We start from the raw sequence: 14,989 nt of genomic DNA, 5'->3' as shown, positions 1-14,989 counted from the left end.
CCATGAGCCGTTCAGAGACTGTCTGGATCGTCGACGACGACCGCTCCATCCGCTGGGTACTGGAAAAAGCCCTGCAACAGGAAGGCATGACCACCGTCAGCTTCGAGAACGCCGACAGCGTCCTCAGCCGGCTGTCCCGGCAACAGCCGGACGTGATCATCTCCGACATCCGCATGCCCGGCGCCAGCGGCCTCGACCTGCTGGCGCAGATCCGCGAACTGCACCCGCGCCTGCCGGTGATCATCATGACCGCGCATTCCGACCTGGACAGCGCGGTGGCGTCCTACCAGGGCGGCGCCTTCGAGTACCTGCCCAAGCCGTTCGACGTCGACGAGGCGGTATCCCTGGTCAAGCGCGCCAACCAGCACGCCCAGGAGCAACAAGGCCTGGAGGTGCCAGCGAACCAGGCACGCACCCCGGAGATCATCGGCGAAGCGCCGGCCATGCAGGAGGTGTTCCGCGCCATCGGTCGCCTCAGCCACTCCAACATCACGGTACTGATCAATGGCGAATCCGGCACCGGCAAGGAGCTGGTGGCCCACGCCCTGCACCGCCACAGCCCGCGCGCCAGCGAGCCGTTCATCGCGCTGAACATGGCGGCGATCCCGAAGGACCTGATGGAGTCCGAGCTGTTCGGCCATGAGAAAGGCGCCTTCACCGGCGCCGCCAACCAGCGCCGCGGGCGCTTCGAGCAGGCCGACGGCGGCACCCTGTTCCTCGACGAGATCGGCGACATGCCGGCCGACACCCAGACCCGCCTGCTGCGGGTGCTGGCCGACGGCGAGTTCTACCGGGTCGGCGGGCACACCCCGGTGAAGGTCGACGTGCGCATCATCGCCGCGACCCACCAGAACCTGGAGAACCTGGTGCGCGAGGGCAAGTTCCGCGAGGACTTGTTCCACCGCCTGAACGTGATCCGCATCCACATCCCGCGCCTGGCCGACCGCCGCGAAGACATTCCCGCGCTGGCCCGCCACTTCCTCGCCCGCGCCGCCCAAGAGCTGGCGGTGGAACCCAAGCTGCTCAAGCCGGAAACCGAGGACTACCTGAAGAACCTCGGCTGGCCAGGCAACGTTCGCCAGTTGGAGAACACCTGCCGCTGGATCACCGTGATGGCCTCCGGCCGCGAAGTGCACATCGACGACCTGCCGCCGGAACTGCTCACCCAACCGCAGGACAGCGTGCCGGCGGCGAACTGGGAACAGGCCCTGCGCCATTGGGCCGACCAGGCCCTCGGGCGCGGCCAATCGAGCCTGCTGGACACCGCTGTGCCGGCCTTCGAGCGGATCATGATCGAGACTGCCCTCAAGCACACCGCCGGGCGCCGCCGCGATGCCGCGGTACTGTTGGGCTGGGGACGCAACACCCTGACGCGCAAGATCAAGGAACTGGGCATGAAGATCGACGGCCCGGACGACGAAGGCGACGACTGAAGCGCCATCTGGAGCAATCGAAGGGGCCTGCGGGCCCCTTTTTCATGTCGCCGCCAGCCACGCCCGGGGTGAACGCTTCATCCGCCCATGGGCGGGCACAGGCACGCCAGTGGCTCGGCGAGAGAGCTGTCAGACCAGTGCAACATTGCCCCCAGAAGCTGTGGACAAACCTGTGCACAGCATGCTGAAGAATCGCGCCAGCGCCCGCGCAGCGCGTGCCCCGCGACCTTGGCGAGTTTCTGTGCAAGGCCTGCCGGCTTGCACACAATCACTGTGCGCCAGCCTGTGGATAAGCTTTGGAACGATGGCTGCGCCACAGGCGGAGTCGGGCCTGCGCGCGGATGATCATTTTCTCGCCAGGACGCGCTCAGTCCATGGCGAAGCCGAGTTGGCGCCAGGCTTCGTAGACCGTCACCGCCACCGTATTGGACAGGTTCAGGCTGCGGCATCCCGGGCGCATCGGCAGGCGCAGGCGCTGCTCCGGCGGCAAGGCGTTGCGCACCTCATCGGGCAGGCCACGGCTCTCCGGACCGAACAGGAAGGCATCGCCACGCTGGTAGGCGACCTCGTGGAAGCCGTGCGACCCCTTGGTGGTGAAAGCGAACAGGCGCGGATGACCAAGGCTCTCCAGGCACGCTTCGAGGCTGGCGTAGCGCTTCACCGGGGCGTACTCGTGGTAGTCGAGGCCGGCGCGGCGCAAGCGCTTGTCATCCAGCTCGAAGCCCAAGGGTTCGATCAGGTGCAGGCTGCAGCCCGCATTGGCGCACAGCCTGATAATGTTGCCGGTATTCGGTGGAATTTCCGGCTGGAAGAGAATGACGTGGAACATGCAAGGCTCCGAACCTGAGGACGGCCGGCATTCTACCCCCGTGGCTGGGGATGTGCGGCCCCGCCCCTGGCTGCGGGTGATGCTGTCGCTGGTGACTGCGGGGTTGATGCTCGGGCTGATGCTCGGCCGCCTGCTCGCTCCCGTCCCGACGGCGCCGCACCTGCTTGGCGCCGAGGCGCAAGGCGAGGCGCTGCTGCTGCGCTTCGACCAGCCGGCGCCGGTACGCGCCGGGCAGTTGGAGGGCGCCCTGGCCATCGTCGTGGACGCCAATGGCGAGACCCGCGAAGGACAGTTTCGCCTTGCCGGCCAGCCGCTGCGCTGGCGTGTTGAGCCAAGGGGTTCGTCGTTGTGGATAACCCTGTTGTCCACCCGCCCGTTGCAGGGCGAGTGGGACAGCACGGAAGAGCAAGGAGAATGGCGGCTGCGGATCCTTGCGAAGCCGCGCTAGCGGCGGCGACGGCGCGTAAGCCGCCGCCCGCTGGATAAAGAAGGGGATTCCCCGGCCTGCCTGTACCGAGGCCCCCGAAAGGGAGAGGAGGCCGCAAGGCGAACCTCCTGGCATAAAAAGGGGGATTTCCCGGCCTGCCTGTACCAGGACCCCCGAACCGTTTGCGTCATCCGCCCTGTCGGGGAGGGCGGAGCGCCTTGTGTAAAAGAGGGGATTCCCCAGCCTGCCTGTACCGAGGCCCCCGAAACTTGGTTACCTGAGCTACTGCAGAGGCTGTGCCAATTCTGTGAGTGCCGGGAAATTCTTATGCAAGAATCCCAAGGAACAGTCTGTAAGCCAGGAATGACGGGGCTCTCCGCCATCCCCAGGCGGGGCAGCCGCCGGCGACCGAGCCGCCAGCGACGGCACGAGCGCCAGCATCGAGGCAGCGGGGCTGGCGCCCTGCTAGTGCACATGCACCAAAGTTGCACGTCCGCGGGGCATGCACCTGTCGCCTCGCCATGGGCGCTCCACCGGCACCGCCCTGCACAGTCCACCTGGGCAAGTCCCGGGAATGGCTGTGGATGAATCGCTGCGCGGCTGAGCCTTCGGGGCTTGCGGCCCGTCGATCCATGTCTGAACAGCGAAAAAACCCAGGCAAAAGAAAAGGCGCCCGAGGGCGCCTTTTCCTTGATAGAGCGGGCCTTACTGAACCGAGGGGATCTCGCCGGACGCTTGCAGACGGGCGATTTCCTGGGCGTACAGGGCGTCGAAGTTCACCGGCGAGAGCATCAGCGCCGGGAAGGAACCGCGCACCACCAGGCTGTCCAGGGTTTCGCGGGCATAGGGGAAGAGGATGTTCGGGCAGAAGGCACCGAGGGTGTGGCTCATGCTGGAGGCATCCAGGCCCTTGATCAGGAAGATGCCGGCCTGCTGCACTTCGACGATGAAGGCAGTCTCTTCCTTGTTCTTCACGGTGACCGAGACGGTCAGCACCACTTCGTAGAAGTCGCCATCGAGCTGCTTCTGGCGAGTGTTCAGATCCATGCTGATCGCCGGTTGCCATTCCTGACGGAAGATTTCCGGTGCCTTCGGCGCCTCGAAGGACAGGTCGCGCACATAGATGCGCTGCAGGGAGAACTGCGGGGAATTGTCTTGCTCGGCGGCGCCGTTGCTAACTTGCTCAGTCATTTCAGGACCTTCTTGTGGCTCGTTTTGCAGAAAGGGATCACGCCGACAGCAGCGCGTCCAGCTTACCCGCGCGTTCCAGCGCGTAGAGATCGTCACAGCCGCCGACGTGGGTGCTGCCAATCCAGATTTGCGGTACCGATGTGCGGCCAGCCTTGCGGGTCATCTCGGCGCGCAGGTCGGCGTTGCCGTCCACCGGGATTTCCTCGTAGACGACACCCTTCTTCTCCAGCAGCGCCTTGGCGCGGGTACAGTAGGGGCACCAGGCGGTGGTGTATATCAGAACCGCCTGCATTTCACTTCACCAACGGCAGATTGTCGCCACGCCAACTGCCGATGCCACCGGACAGCTTGGCGGCGGTGAAACCGGCCTTCTGTAGGACGCCGCACCAGGTGCCGGCATGTTGCCCCATGGCATCGACGACGATGATGGTCTTGGCCTTGTGCTTTTCCAGCTCGCTCATGCGGCTGGCCAGTTTGTCGGCCGGGATGTTCAGCGCACCGACGATGTGGCCGCCGGAAAACTCCTTGCTCGGACGGATGTCCAGCACCACTGCCTGCTCGCCGTTGACCAGGGCGGTCAGCTCGCGGGTGGACAGGGCGCGGCCGCTGCGACGCAGCTCGTGCAGGGCGAGCAGGACCAGGAGCACAACCAGAGCGCCGACCAGCAGATAGTGATGGGTAGCGAATTCGATCAGACGGGGGAGGAACGAAGGCATGGCGCAGGGCATCCACAGGTAAAAATGCCGGCCAGTATACACGCGCCCTCCTGACGGCTGAACCCTGCGGATCGTGGCGCCGGTCGGCCCCAACCGGTAAACTGCCGGGCATTTTCTGACCCCCGTTTTGGAAAGAGCCGCACCTATGACTGCATCGCCCAAACCCCTGGTCCTGATCATCCTGGACGGCTTCGGCCATAGCGACAGCCCCGAGTACAACGCGATCTACGCGGCGAAGAAGCCGAACCTCGACCGCCTGCTGGCGAGCCAGCCGCACGGCCTGATCTCCGGTTCGGGCATGGATGTCGGCCTGCCTGACGGGCAGATGGGCAACTCCGAGGTCGGTCACATGAACCTCGGCGCCGGCCGTGTCGTGTACCAGGACTTCACCCGCGTAACCAAGGCCATCCGCGATGGCGAGTTCTTCGCCAACCCGGTGCTGGTCGGCGCGGTGGACAAGGCAGTGGGCGCCGGCAAGGCCGTGCACATCCTCGGCCTGCTCTCCGACGGCGGCGTGCACAGCCACCAGGACCACCTGGTCGCCATGGCCGAACTGGCCGCCCGCCGCGGCGCGGAAAAGATCTACCTGCATGCCTTCCTCGACGGCCGCGACACCCCGCCGAAGAGCGCCGAACCCTCGATCGCACTGCTCGACGCGACCTTCGCCCGTCTCGGCAAGGGCCGCATCGCCAGCCTGATCGGCCGTTACTACGCCATGGACCGCGACAACCGCTGGGATCGCGTCGAAGCCGCCTACAACCTGATCAGCGAAGGCCAGGCCGAGTTCAGCGCCGAGAGCGCCGTCGCCGGCCTGAACGCTGCCTACGAGCGCGGCGAGAGCGATGAGTTCGTCAAGGCCACGCGCATCGGCGCGGCGGTCAAGGTGGAAGACGGCGACGCCGTGGTGTTCATGAACTTCCGCGCCGACCGCGCCCGCGAACTGTCGCGCGCCTTCGTCGAGCCGGGCTTCAAGGAGTTCCCGCGCCAGCGCGAGCTGCACCTGGCCGACTACGTGATGCTCACCCAGTACGCGGCGAGCATTCCGGCGCCCAGCGCCTTCAAGCCGGAGTCGCTGGACAACGTCCTCGGCGAATACCTGGCGAAGAATGGCAAGACCCAGTTGCGCATCGCCGAAACCGAGAAATACGCCCACGTCACCTTCTTCTTCTCCGGCGGCCGCGAAGAGCCGTTCGAGGGCGAAGAGCGCATCCTCATTCCCTCGCCGCAGGTCGCCACCTATGACCTGCAGCCGGAAATGAGCGCGCCGGAAGTCACCGACAAGATCGTCGATGCCATCGAACAGCAGCGCTACGACGTCATCGTGGTCAACTACGCCAACGGCGACATGGTCGGCCACACCGGCGTGTTCGAGGCCGCGGTCAAGGCCGTGGAATGCCTGGATACCTGCGTCGGCCGTATCGTCGCCGCACTGGACAAGGTTGGCGGCGAGGCCCTGATCACCGCCGACCACGGCAACGTCGAGCAAATGGAAGATGAAGCCACCGGCCAGGCGCACACCGCGCACACCTGCGAGCCGGTGCCCTTCATCTATGTCGGCAAGCGCAAACTGAGCGTCCGCGAAGGCGGCGTCCTCGCCGATGTGGCGCCGACCCTGCTGACGCTGATGGGCCTGCCGGTGCCGGCGGAAATGACCGGCCGCTCCATCGTCACCCTGGAGTGAGCCGCTACGAGCTGCAAGCCGGCCCTCCGCGGCCGTGACGCTTTTCACTTGCCGCGCGCGGCTTGCAGCTTGTAACCAATTTTTTATGCATACTAGGCCGATTCCGGTTCCAGGTGCCCGTCACCCCATGCATCGCGCCCTCTCCTCCCTGCTGCTGATCTGCCTGCTGAGCCCGCTGGCGGCCGTCGCCGACGATCGCGCCGACACCCAGCGGCAGATCGAGCAGACGCAAAAAGACATCGCCGAGCTGAAAAAGACCCTCAGCAGCATCCAGGAAGAGAAATCCGGGGTGCAGAAGCAGCTCAAGTCCACCGAGACCCAGATGGGCGACCTGGAGAAACAGGTCAAGGCCCTGCAGGACGAGCTGGAGAAGAGCGAAAAGGAACTGCAGCGACTCGACGAAGAGAAAAAAAAACTCCAGGGCGCACGCCTTGAGCAGCAGCGACTGATCGCCATCCAGGCGCGGGCCGCGTACCAGAGTGGCCGTCAGGAATACCTCAAGCTGCTGCTCAACCAGGAGCACCCGGAGAAATTCAGCCGCACCCTCACCTACTACGACTACATCAACCGCGCCCGTCTCGAACAGCTCAACACCTTCAACGAGACCCTGCGCCAGTTGGATAACGTCGAGCAGGACATCAGTTCCCAGAAGAGCCAGCAGCTGGAACAGCAGAACGCCCTGGAAGCCCGTCGCCAGGCGCTGGCCGAAGCCCGCAAGCAGCGCCAGGAGGCCCTGGCCAAGCTGAACAACGACTACAGCAGCGGCGACAAGAAGCTCAAGGACCGCGAGCAGAACCAGGCGGAGCTGAACAAGGTTCTGAAGACCATCGAAGAAACCCTGGCGCGCCAGGCCCGCGAGGCTGAAGAAGCCCGCCAGCGTGCCCTCGCCGAGGAGCGCGAACGCGCCCGCCGCGAACGCGAACTGGCCAGCCGCGGCCAAGCTCCGGAAAAAGCCCCGAGCAAGCACGCGGACTACAGCGGCCCCCTGGTTTCCAGCGGCGCCGGCTTCGGCGGCGCCTTCGACGCAGCCCGAGGCAAGCTGCCCTGGCCGGTCAACGGGCGTGTCCTGGCGCGCTTCGGCAGCCCGCGCGGCGACGACCCGCGAGCCACCTGGGACGGCGTGCTGATCGGCGCATCCGCCGGCAGCACGGTACGCGCCGTGCACGGTGGCCGGGTGGTGTTCGCCGACTGGCTGCGCGGCGCCGGGCTACTGGTTATCCTCGACCACGGTGGTGGATACCTGAGCCTTTATGGTCATAATCAAAGTCTTCTGAAAGACGCCGGCGATACGGTCAAAGCGGGCGATCCCATCGCCACGGTCGGCGCCAGCGGTGGACAGAATACTCCGGCGGTGTATTTCGCCATCCGTCATCAGGGCCGCCCGACGGACCCCTCTATCTGGTGCCGCACGCAGGGATAAGCCGCGGACACGCCTTAGGAGCCAAACATGTCGCATCGCTTCCGTCTCATCACCTTGGCCTTGCTGCTCGGCGTCGGAGCGGCCCAGGCCGCCGGCCGCTCCGGCAGCGCCGGCCGTGGCCAACGGCAAGGAGGCGCCGCTGCCGCTCGACGAGCTGCGCACCTTCGCCGAGGTGCTTGATCGGGTGAAGGCGGCGTATGTCGAACCGGTGGACGACAAGACCCTGCTGGAAAACGCCATCAAGGGCATGCTCAGCAACCTCGACCCGCACTCCGCCTACCTGGGGCCGGAGGAGTTCGCCGAGCTGCAGGAGAGCACCAGCGGCGAGTTCGGCGGCCTGGGCATCGAAGTCGGCACCGAAGAAGGCTTCATCAAGGTGGTCTCGCCCATCGACGACACGCCCGCGGCCAATGCCGGCATCCAGCCGGGCGACCTGATCGTGCAGATCGACGGCAAGCCGACCAAGGGCCAGTCGATGAACGCGGCGGTCGACAGCATGCGCGGCAAGCCCGGCTCGCCGATCACCCTGACCATCGTGCGCGGCGGCGGCAAGCCGTTCGACGTGCACCTCAAGCGCGCCATCATCAAGGTCAAGAGCGTCAAGAGCCAACTGCTCGAATCCGGCTACGGCTACCTGCGCATCACCCAGTTCCAGGTCAACAGCGGCGAGGAAGTGGTGAAGGCGCTGGCGCAACTGAAGAAGGACAACAAAGGCCGGCTCAAGGGCCTGGTCCTCGACCTGCGCAACAACCCCGGCGGCGTGCTGCAGTCGGCGGTGGAAGTGGCCGACGCCTTCCTCACCAAGGGCCTGATCGTCTACACCAAGGGCCGCATCCCCAACTCCGAACTGCGCTTCTCCGCCGATCCGGCCGACCCCAGCGAAGGCGTACCGGTGGTGGTGCTGATCAACGGCGGCACCGCATCGGCGGCGGAAATCGTCTCCGGCGCCCTGCAGGATCACAAGCGCGCCATCATCATGGGCACCGACAGCTTCGGCAAAGGCTCGGTACAGACCGTACTGCCGCTGAACAATGACCGCGCGCTGAAGCTGACCACCGCGCTCTACTACACCCCCAACGGCCGCTCCATCCAGGCCCAGGGCATCGTTCCGGACATCGTCGTCGAACGCGCCAAGGTGACCCGCGAGCAGAGCGACTTCGAAGGCTTCAAGGAAGCCGACCTGCAGGGCCACCTGGCCAACGGCAACGGCGGCAAGGATCGTCCGACCGTGCCCGGCAAGGCGCCGGAGAACCAGGCGCAGCCGCAGGACTCCGACTTCCAGCTCAGCCAAGCCCTCAGCCTGCTGAAAGGACTCAGCGTCAGCCGCGGCAGCAATTGATCGATGCGCCGGGCCGGGCTGCTGTTCGGCCTGTGCCTGGCGGCGCTGTTCGGCCAGGCACAGGCGCTGTCCGCCGAGGCGCCCGAGCCTCGGCACCCGCTGCTCAGCGTGGTGATCGACGATCTCGGGCAGAGCCTCGAGCGCGACCGCCAGGTGTTCGAGCTGCCGCCCGGCGTGGCCATGGCGATCATGCCGGACACCCCGCACGCTGCCGAGCTGGCTCGTGAAGCGCACCAGCGCGGGCGCACCCTGCTTCTGCACCTGCCCATGGACCCGGCCGGCGGCCCCTTCGCCTGGAGCCCGGAACTCCCGGCGGCGGAACTCTCCCGGCGACTCGATGCCGCCCTCGCCGCGGTGCCCTATGTGCAGGGCGTGAACAACCACGAAGGCAGCCGCATGACCGCCGACCGCGCCGGCATGGACCTGCTCATGGCTACCCTGCAGGAGCGTCACCTGTTCTTCCTCGACAGCCGCACCAGCGCCGCCACCGTGGCCGCCGCCGCGGCGCAGCAGCACGGCCTGGCCAGCCTGTCGCGGGATGTGTTCCTGGATGACCAGCCGGACGAAGCGTCCATCGCCCGCCAATTGCAGACCGGCATCGCCCTGGCGCGCAAGCAGGGCTCGGCGCTGCTGATCGGCCACCCGCGGCCGGCCACCCTCAGGGTGCTGGCGCGCGAGCTGCCGAAACTGCGAGCGGCGGGAATAGAACTGGTGGAGCCGACCCTGCTGATCGCCGAGCGCGGCAACCGCGCCATGGCGGCGCATGGCAAGAACGGCGTCTATCGCTGAGCGGCCTTGCGCCGAATCGAGGGCGGCAGCGGCACGCGGGCGTCAGCCGCCGATGCCCCGCCTCAGAGGTAGTTCTTGGTCGCCTGTTCGACGAAACCTTCCGCACGCAGCTGATCGAGAGCCTTCTGCAAGCGCGCCACCACCTCGTCGGGGGTGTCCTTGTTCAGGGCCAGGAAGAGTTGCGCCTCATTGAAGCGCAGCACGGTCTGCAACCCCGTCACGCCCTCCTGCTTGGCGACGAAGCGCCCTGCCGGATCGTCGGTCACCCAAAGGTCGATCTCGCCGCTCATCAGCTTCTTCACATTCTGCTGATCGCTCAAGGCGTTGATCACCGGAACGTTCTGCTTGGCCAGCTCCTGGCTCACCGCGTTGTTCTGGTAGGCACCGACTTTGTACTTGCCGGCTTCCTTGATGTCCTTGAGGCTGATCTTGCTGCCCGGCGCGGCCAACACCACCCAACCGGTCTTGCCCAGCGGCCCGACCCATTTGAACAAGGGCGCCCGCTCGGCGGTGTAGGTGGTGGAGAACAGCCCATAGTCGGCGTTGTCCTGGGTCAACTTGTACAGGCGGTCCCAGGGGAAGCGCAGGCTCAGGGTGTAGCCGATGCCGGCACGCTTGAACATCTCGCGGACGATATCCGCGCTGATGCCATCGATGCCTTCGTCGCGGGCGAAATTCTTGTCGTCCACCGCCATGTTGAACGGCGGGAAGTTCTCCGTGAGAAGCACCACCTTGTAATCGGCGGGCACCTCGGCGCGGGCCGTTGCAGCCCCCAACAGCAGGCCCAGCATCAGGCCGCGGGTCTTCAGTTTCAGCATGGTCATACCGCTCGCTTGGTTATCGTTATGGCTAGCGGCATCCGTGCGAAAAGAACGGACATCCGTCACGTTCGCCTTCCTTGGCACTTCCCCGGCCGCGGCCGGTGAAACAGCGCAGCGCCGCTCCCCCCTCGGAGCGACGCCGGCGAATCACAGATAGCTTTTGATCACGTCGTCGACGAAACCTTCGGCGCGCATCTTGTCCAGCGCGGCCTGCAGCTTCTGCACCACCTCGTCAGGCGTCTCCTTGTTCAGCGCCAGGTAGAGCTGATCGCTGTTGAAACGCAGGACAGTCTTCAGGCCGCTGACGCCAGCCTGCTTGGCCAGGTAGCGGCCAGCCGGGTCGCCACTGGCCCACAGGTCGATGTCGCCCTGCTGCAGCTTGCCGGCGTTCTCCTGGTCGCGCAGCGCCACCACCGGCTCGAAGCCGTGCTGGGTGAGGTAGTCGGCGATGGCGTCGCCCTTGTAGGCACCGACCTTGTAGCGCTTGGCCTCGTCCAGGCTTTTCAGCGTGATGCTGCTGTCGCTCCGCGCCAGCAGGACCCAGTCATCCGGGCCGATCGGGCCGACCCATTTGAAGGAGGCCTCGCGGTCCGGCAGGCGCGCAGTGACGAACACACCGTAGTCCGGCTTTTCCAGCGCCAGCTTGTAGATACGATCCCAGGGGAAGCGCAGGGTCAGGCTGTAGTTGATCCCCGCGCGCTTGTACATCTCGCGGACGATATCCACGGCGATGCCGTCGATGTTGTCTTCCTGAGCGAAGTTCTTGCCATTGATGGCCATGTTGTAGGGCGGGAAATTCTCGGTCAGCAGAACCATGCTGTAGTCGGGCCCCACTTCCGCGCGCGCCATGCCGGCCAACAGCAGGCCGCTCCCCAGCCACGCCAGCAGAATGCGTTTGAACATCGAATTACTTCCTGGGAAATTTCTGAAGGCCGAAAGCTTATAGAAAAGCCGGCAAAGGGGAAGCCGCATCTTTCGGAGCGCGTCACAGCTTGCGCCTGCCGGCGTTGCAGGGGGAGCGGAAGCGATGTGCGCGGCATGGCCCGCGCCGAAATGCACAAGGCCCGACCCACAGGAATGCGGGCCGGGCCTTGCGAAATGCCAGGTGGCAGCTTGGCTCAGCGCACCACGATACCGCGGCTGGCCAGATAGGCCTTGGCTTCCGGGATGCTGTACTCGCCGAAGTGGAAGATACTCGCGGCCAGCACCGCATCGGCCTTGCCTTCGAGGATGCCGGCGGCCAGGTGTTCGAGGTTGCCGACGCCGCCGGAAGCGATCACCGGCACCGAGACCGCTTCACTGATGGCGCGGGTCACGCCCAGGTCGTAGCCGCTCTTCACGCCATCCTGGTCCATGCTGGTCAGCAGGATCTCGCCGGCGCCCAGTTCTTCCATCTTCTTCGCCCAGAGCACGGCATCGAGCCCGGTGGGCTTGCGCCCGCCGTGGGTGAAGATTTCCCAGCGCGGCGTCTCGCCGGGCGCGGAGACCTTCTTCGCATCGATGGCGACCACGATGCACTGCGATCCGAAGCGCGCGGCGGCCTCGCCGACGAACTCCGGATTGAACACCGCGGCGGTATTGATCGAGACCTTGTCCGCGCCGGCATTGAGCAGGTTGCGGATATCCTGCACGGTGCGCACGCCACCGCCCACGGTCAGCGGGATGAACACCTGGCTGGCCATGCGCTCGACGGTGTGCAGGGTGGTGTCGCGGCCATCGACGCTGGCGGTGATGTCGAGGAAGGTGATCTCGTCGGCGCCCTGCTCGTCGTAGCGCCGGGCAATCTCCACCGGGTCGCCGGCGTCGCGGATGTTCTCGAACTTGACGCCCTTGACCACGCGGCCGTTGTCCACGTCGAGGCAGGGGATGATGCGTTTAGCCAGTGCCATGTCTTTGCTTCCGTAGGATGGGTGGAGCGCAGCGATACCCATGCCGCCTTGTCACCCGATGCCCTCATCGGTGGGTTACGCCGCGGCGCGGCTAACCCACCCTACGTTCGATTCAGCCCTTGAAGGCGTCGCACAGCGCCTGGGCCTCGGCGACGTCGAGGGTGCCCTCGTAGATCGCCCGGCCGGTGATGGCGCCAACGATGCCCGGGGTACGGGCATCGAGCAGCTTCTGGATGTCGCCGAGGTTGTGGATGCCGCCAGAGGCGATCACCGGGATACGCGTGGCGTTGGCCAGGGCGGCGGTGGCTTCGACGTTGCAGCCCTGCATCATGCCGTCCTTGGAAATGTCGGTGTAGACGATGGCGGAGACGCCGTCGGCTTCGAAGCGCTTGGCCAGGTCGATGACCTGCACTTCACTGACTTCGGCCCAGCCGTCGGTGGCGACGAAACCGTCCTTCGCGTCCAGGCCGACGATCACCTTGCCGGGGAAGGCGCGGCAGGCTTCGCCGACGAATTCCGGCTGCTTCACAGCCTTGGTGCCGATGATCACGTAGCTGACGCCGGCGCGCACGTAGTGTTCGATGGTCTCCAGCGAGCGGATACCGCCGCCGATCTGGATCGGCAGGTTCGGGTAACGCTTGGCGATGGCGGTGACCACCTCACCATTGACCGGCTGACCTTCGAAGGCGCCGTTCAGGTCCACCAGGTGCAGACGGCGGCAGCCCCCCTCGACCCATTTGGCGGCCATGGCCACCGGGTCGTCGGAGAACACCGTGGCGTCTTCCATCAGGCCCTGGCGCAGGCGCACACAGGCGCCGTCTTTCAGATCGATTGCGGGGATGATCAGCATCGGTTGAACCTGCTCGAATCAAAAAATGAAAAGGGTCGGGTCAGCTCTTCTCGAGCGCCCACAAGTCGCTTTCGATGCTCTCGAACCTGTCTTTCAGGTGCGCCTGCACATCGAAGATCGCCTTGTTGTAGAACAGCGGGCCGAACTCGCGCATGAAGAAATCCAGCACTTCTTCGGCCTCGAAACCGCCCAGGTCAAGCTCGAAACGATCCTCGAGGAAGCGCTGGATGGCCCGCGCCGCGATCTGCCGCTGGGCGCCATCGAGTTCGAGGATTGCCGGTTTGTCCTTGCGCGCCATGTCGCTTACCAGCGGCCATCCCAGGCGGCGAAGTTCTGCAGCAACTGCAGGCCATGGGTATGGCTCTTCTCCGGGTGGAACTGCACGGCGAAGCGCGAGCCATCGGCCAGCGCGGCGGCGAAATCACGGCCATAGTGGCCGCGCCCGGCGACCTGGCGCGGATTGCCCGCTTCGATGTAGTAGCTGTGCACGAAGTAGAAACGCGCGTTGTCCGGGATCTCGTGCCAGAGCGGGTGGTCGAGGCTCTGCTGCACCTGGTTCCAGCCCATGTGCGGCACCTTGAGGTGCTCGCCGTCCTCGTGCAGGTCCTTGCCGAAGAAACGCACCTGGCCGGGGAACAGGCCGATGCAATCGACTCCGCCGTTCTCCTCACTGTGTTCCATCAGGGCTTGCATGCCAACGCAGATGCCGAGGAAGGGACGGTCCTGGCTGACTTCACGGACCAGGCTGTCGAAGCCCAGGCGCTTGATCTCGGCCATGCAGTCGCGGATCGCACCGACGCCGGGGAAGACCACCCGGTCGGCCTCGCGGATCACCGCGGCGTCGCTGGTCACCAGCACGCGGCCGGCGCCGACGCGCTCCAGCGCCTTGGCCACCGAGTGCAGGTTGCCCATGCCGTAGTCGATGACGGCTACCGTCTGCATTACAGGCACCCCTTGGTCGACGGCATCTGCCCGGCCATGCGTTCGTCCAGCTCGATGGCCATGCGCAGCGCGCGGCCGAAGGCCTTGAACACGGTCTCGATCTGGTGGTGGGTGTTGTGCCCGCGCAGGTTGTCGATGTGCAGGGTCACCTGGGCGTGGTTGACGAAGCCCTGGAAGAATTCCATGAACAGGTCGACATCGAAACCGCCGACGCTGGCGCGGGTGTAGGGCACGTGCATCTGCAGGCCGGGACGGCCGGAGAAGTCGATCACCACGCGCGACAGCGCTTCGTCCAGCGGCACATAGGCATGGCCGTAGCGGCGGATGCCTTTCTTGTCGCCGATGGCCTTGGCGAAGGCCTGGCCGAGGGTGATGCCGATGTCTTCGACGGTATGGTGGTCGTCGATGTGCAAGTCGCCCTTGCACTCGATGTCCAGGTCGATCAGGCCGTGGCGGGCGATCTGGTCCATCATGTGCTCGAGGAAGGGAACCCCGGTATCGAAGCGGGCCTTGCCCGTTCCATCCAGGTCGATGGACACCTTGATCTGGGTTTCCAGGGTGTCGCGCGCGACTGTCGCCTTGCGTTCGGCCATCACCAGCTCCACAGCTAACACTGCACTTGAATATTGAGGGGTCGGCATTATAGGCGCCGCAGGCGCTGT

The 14,989-nt window shown here is 65.7% G+C and carries 16 protein-coding genes and 1 pseudogene; 6 read left to right on the top strand and 11 right to left on the bottom strand.

Features of this window, described 5'->3' with window-relative positions; all coding sequences use genetic code 11:
• Positions 1–2 precede the first annotated feature (2 nt).
• Positions 3–1,433: a two-component system response regulator NtrC gene (gene ntrC, locus BLQ74_RS19545; protein ID WP_090265291.1), complete on the top strand. Its 1,431-nt coding sequence runs from the start codon at positions 3–5 to the stop codon at positions 1,431–1,433.
• 367 nt (positions 1,434–1,800) lie between these two features.
• On the opposite strand, the gene trmL is transcribed toward ntrC, so the two are convergent.
• Complete coding sequence (gene trmL / locus BLQ74_RS19540; RefSeq protein ID WP_090265287.1) at positions 1,801–2,262, bottom strand: tRNA (uridine(34)/cytosine(34)/5-carboxymethylaminomethyluridine(34)-2'-O)-methyltransferase TrmL; 462 nt, start codon at positions 2,260–2,262, stop codon at positions 1,801–1,803.
• Here trmL and BLQ74_RS19535 point away from each other — a divergent pair.
• Complete coding sequence (locus tag BLQ74_RS19535) at positions 2,261–2,710, top strand: hypothetical protein (protein WP_090265285.1); 450 nt, start codon at positions 2,261–2,263, stop codon at positions 2,708–2,710. The genes trmL and BLQ74_RS19535 overlap by 2 nt on opposite strands.
• A 684-nt stretch (positions 2,711–3,394) precedes the next feature.
• Here BLQ74_RS19535 and secB read toward each other — a convergent pair.
• The 3 genes from secB to BLQ74_RS19520 are packed head-to-tail and all read right to left on the bottom strand — an operon-like array spanning position 3,395 to position 4,596.
• A complete protein-coding gene (gene secB, locus BLQ74_RS19530) occupies positions 3,395–3,880 on the bottom strand; it encodes a protein-export chaperone SecB (RefSeq protein ID WP_090265284.1) in 486 nt (161 codons plus the stop codon).
• Between the two features lie 37 nt (positions 3,881–3,917).
• Positions 3,918–4,172 (bottom strand): glutaredoxin 3, encoded by a 255-nt coding sequence (gene grxC / locus BLQ74_RS19525; RefSeq protein ID WP_090265281.1) that lies wholly within the window; start codon positions 4,170–4,172, stop codon positions 3,918–3,920.
• A gap of 1 nt (position 4,173) precedes the next feature.
• On the bottom strand, positions 4,174–4,596 hold the full coding sequence (locus BLQ74_RS19520; protein ID WP_090265518.1) for a rhodanese-like domain-containing protein: 423 nt from the start codon (positions 4,594–4,596) through the stop codon (positions 4,174–4,176).
• A 145-nt stretch (positions 4,597–4,741) separates the two neighbouring features.
• Between BLQ74_RS19520 and gpmI the strand changes: the two genes are divergently transcribed.
• From gpmI to BLQ74_RS19500, 4 genes and pseudogenes are all read left to right on the top strand, one after another.
• Positions 4,742–6,277 carry a 2,3-bisphosphoglycerate-independent phosphoglycerate mutase gene (gene gpmI / locus BLQ74_RS19515; RefSeq protein WP_090265278.1) on the top strand — a complete coding sequence of 512 codons (1,536 nt, stop codon included), beginning with the start codon at positions 4,742–4,744 and terminating at the stop codon, positions 6,275–6,277.
• A 127-nt stretch (positions 6,278–6,404) separates the two neighbouring features.
• Positions 6,405–7,697, top strand: a complete 1,293-nt coding sequence (locus BLQ74_RS19510) for a murein hydrolase activator EnvC family protein (RefSeq protein WP_090265276.1) — start codon at positions 6,405–6,407, stop codon at positions 7,695–7,697.
• 27 nt (positions 7,698–7,724) lie between these two features.
• Positions 7,725–9,036 (top strand): annotated as a pseudogene (locus tag BLQ74_RS19505) (S41 family peptidase).
• Positions 9,037–9,039: 3 nt separating this feature from the next.
• The gene (locus BLQ74_RS19500) at positions 9,040–9,825 is read left to right on the top strand and encodes a divergent polysaccharide deacetylase family protein (protein ID WP_090265273.1); all 786 of its coding nucleotides are present in this window, start codon (positions 9,040–9,042) and stop codon (positions 9,823–9,825) included.
• Between the two features lie 62 nt (positions 9,826–9,887).
• On the opposite strand, the gene BLQ74_RS19495 is transcribed toward BLQ74_RS19500, so the two are convergent.
• From BLQ74_RS19495 to hisB, 7 genes are all read right to left on the bottom strand, one after another.
• Positions 9,888–10,643, bottom strand: a complete 756-nt coding sequence (locus tag BLQ74_RS19495) for a substrate-binding periplasmic protein (protein ID WP_090265516.1) — start codon at positions 10,641–10,643, stop codon at positions 9,888–9,890.
• 150 nt (positions 10,644–10,793) lie between these two features.
• Positions 10,794–11,549, bottom strand: coding sequence for a substrate-binding periplasmic protein (locus BLQ74_RS19490; RefSeq protein ID WP_090265271.1), 756 nt, complete (start codon positions 11,547–11,549; stop codon positions 10,794–10,796).
• Positions 11,550–11,764: 215 nt separating this feature from the next.
• Positions 11,765–12,535 (bottom strand): imidazole glycerol phosphate synthase subunit HisF, encoded by a 771-nt coding sequence (gene hisF / locus BLQ74_RS19485; RefSeq protein WP_090265269.1) that lies wholly within the window; start codon positions 12,533–12,535, stop codon positions 11,765–11,767.
• Positions 12,536–12,647: 112 nt separating this feature from the next.
• Complete coding sequence (gene hisA / locus BLQ74_RS19480; protein WP_090265267.1) at positions 12,648–13,385, bottom strand: 1-(5-phosphoribosyl)-5-[(5-phosphoribosylamino)methylideneamino]imidazole-4-carboxamide isomerase; 738 nt, start codon at positions 13,383–13,385, stop codon at positions 12,648–12,650.
• A gap of 40 nt (positions 13,386–13,425) precedes the next feature.
• Positions 13,426–13,683, bottom strand: a complete 258-nt coding sequence (locus tag BLQ74_RS19475; protein ID WP_090265265.1) for a DUF2164 domain-containing protein — start codon at positions 13,681–13,683, stop codon at positions 13,426–13,428.
• 5 nt (positions 13,684–13,688) lie between these two features.
• A complete protein-coding gene (gene hisH, locus BLQ74_RS19470) occupies positions 13,689–14,327 on the bottom strand; it encodes an imidazole glycerol phosphate synthase subunit HisH (protein ID WP_090265263.1) in 639 nt (212 codons plus the stop codon).
• The gene (hisB, locus tag BLQ74_RS19465) at positions 14,327–14,920 is read right to left on the bottom strand and encodes an imidazoleglycerol-phosphate dehydratase HisB (RefSeq protein WP_090265261.1); all 594 of its coding nucleotides are present in this window, start codon (positions 14,918–14,920) and stop codon (positions 14,327–14,329) included. Before hisB ends, hisH begins: the two co-directional genes overlap by 1 nt.
• Positions 14,921–14,989 lie beyond the last annotated feature (69 nt).

Source organism: Pseudomonas panipatensis (genome assembly GCF_900099785.1).
GTDB lineage: Bacteria > Pseudomonadota > Gammaproteobacteria > Pseudomonadales > Pseudomonadaceae > Pseudomonas > Pseudomonas panipatensis.
This window is presented reverse-complemented; position numbering and strand designations above follow the sequence as displayed.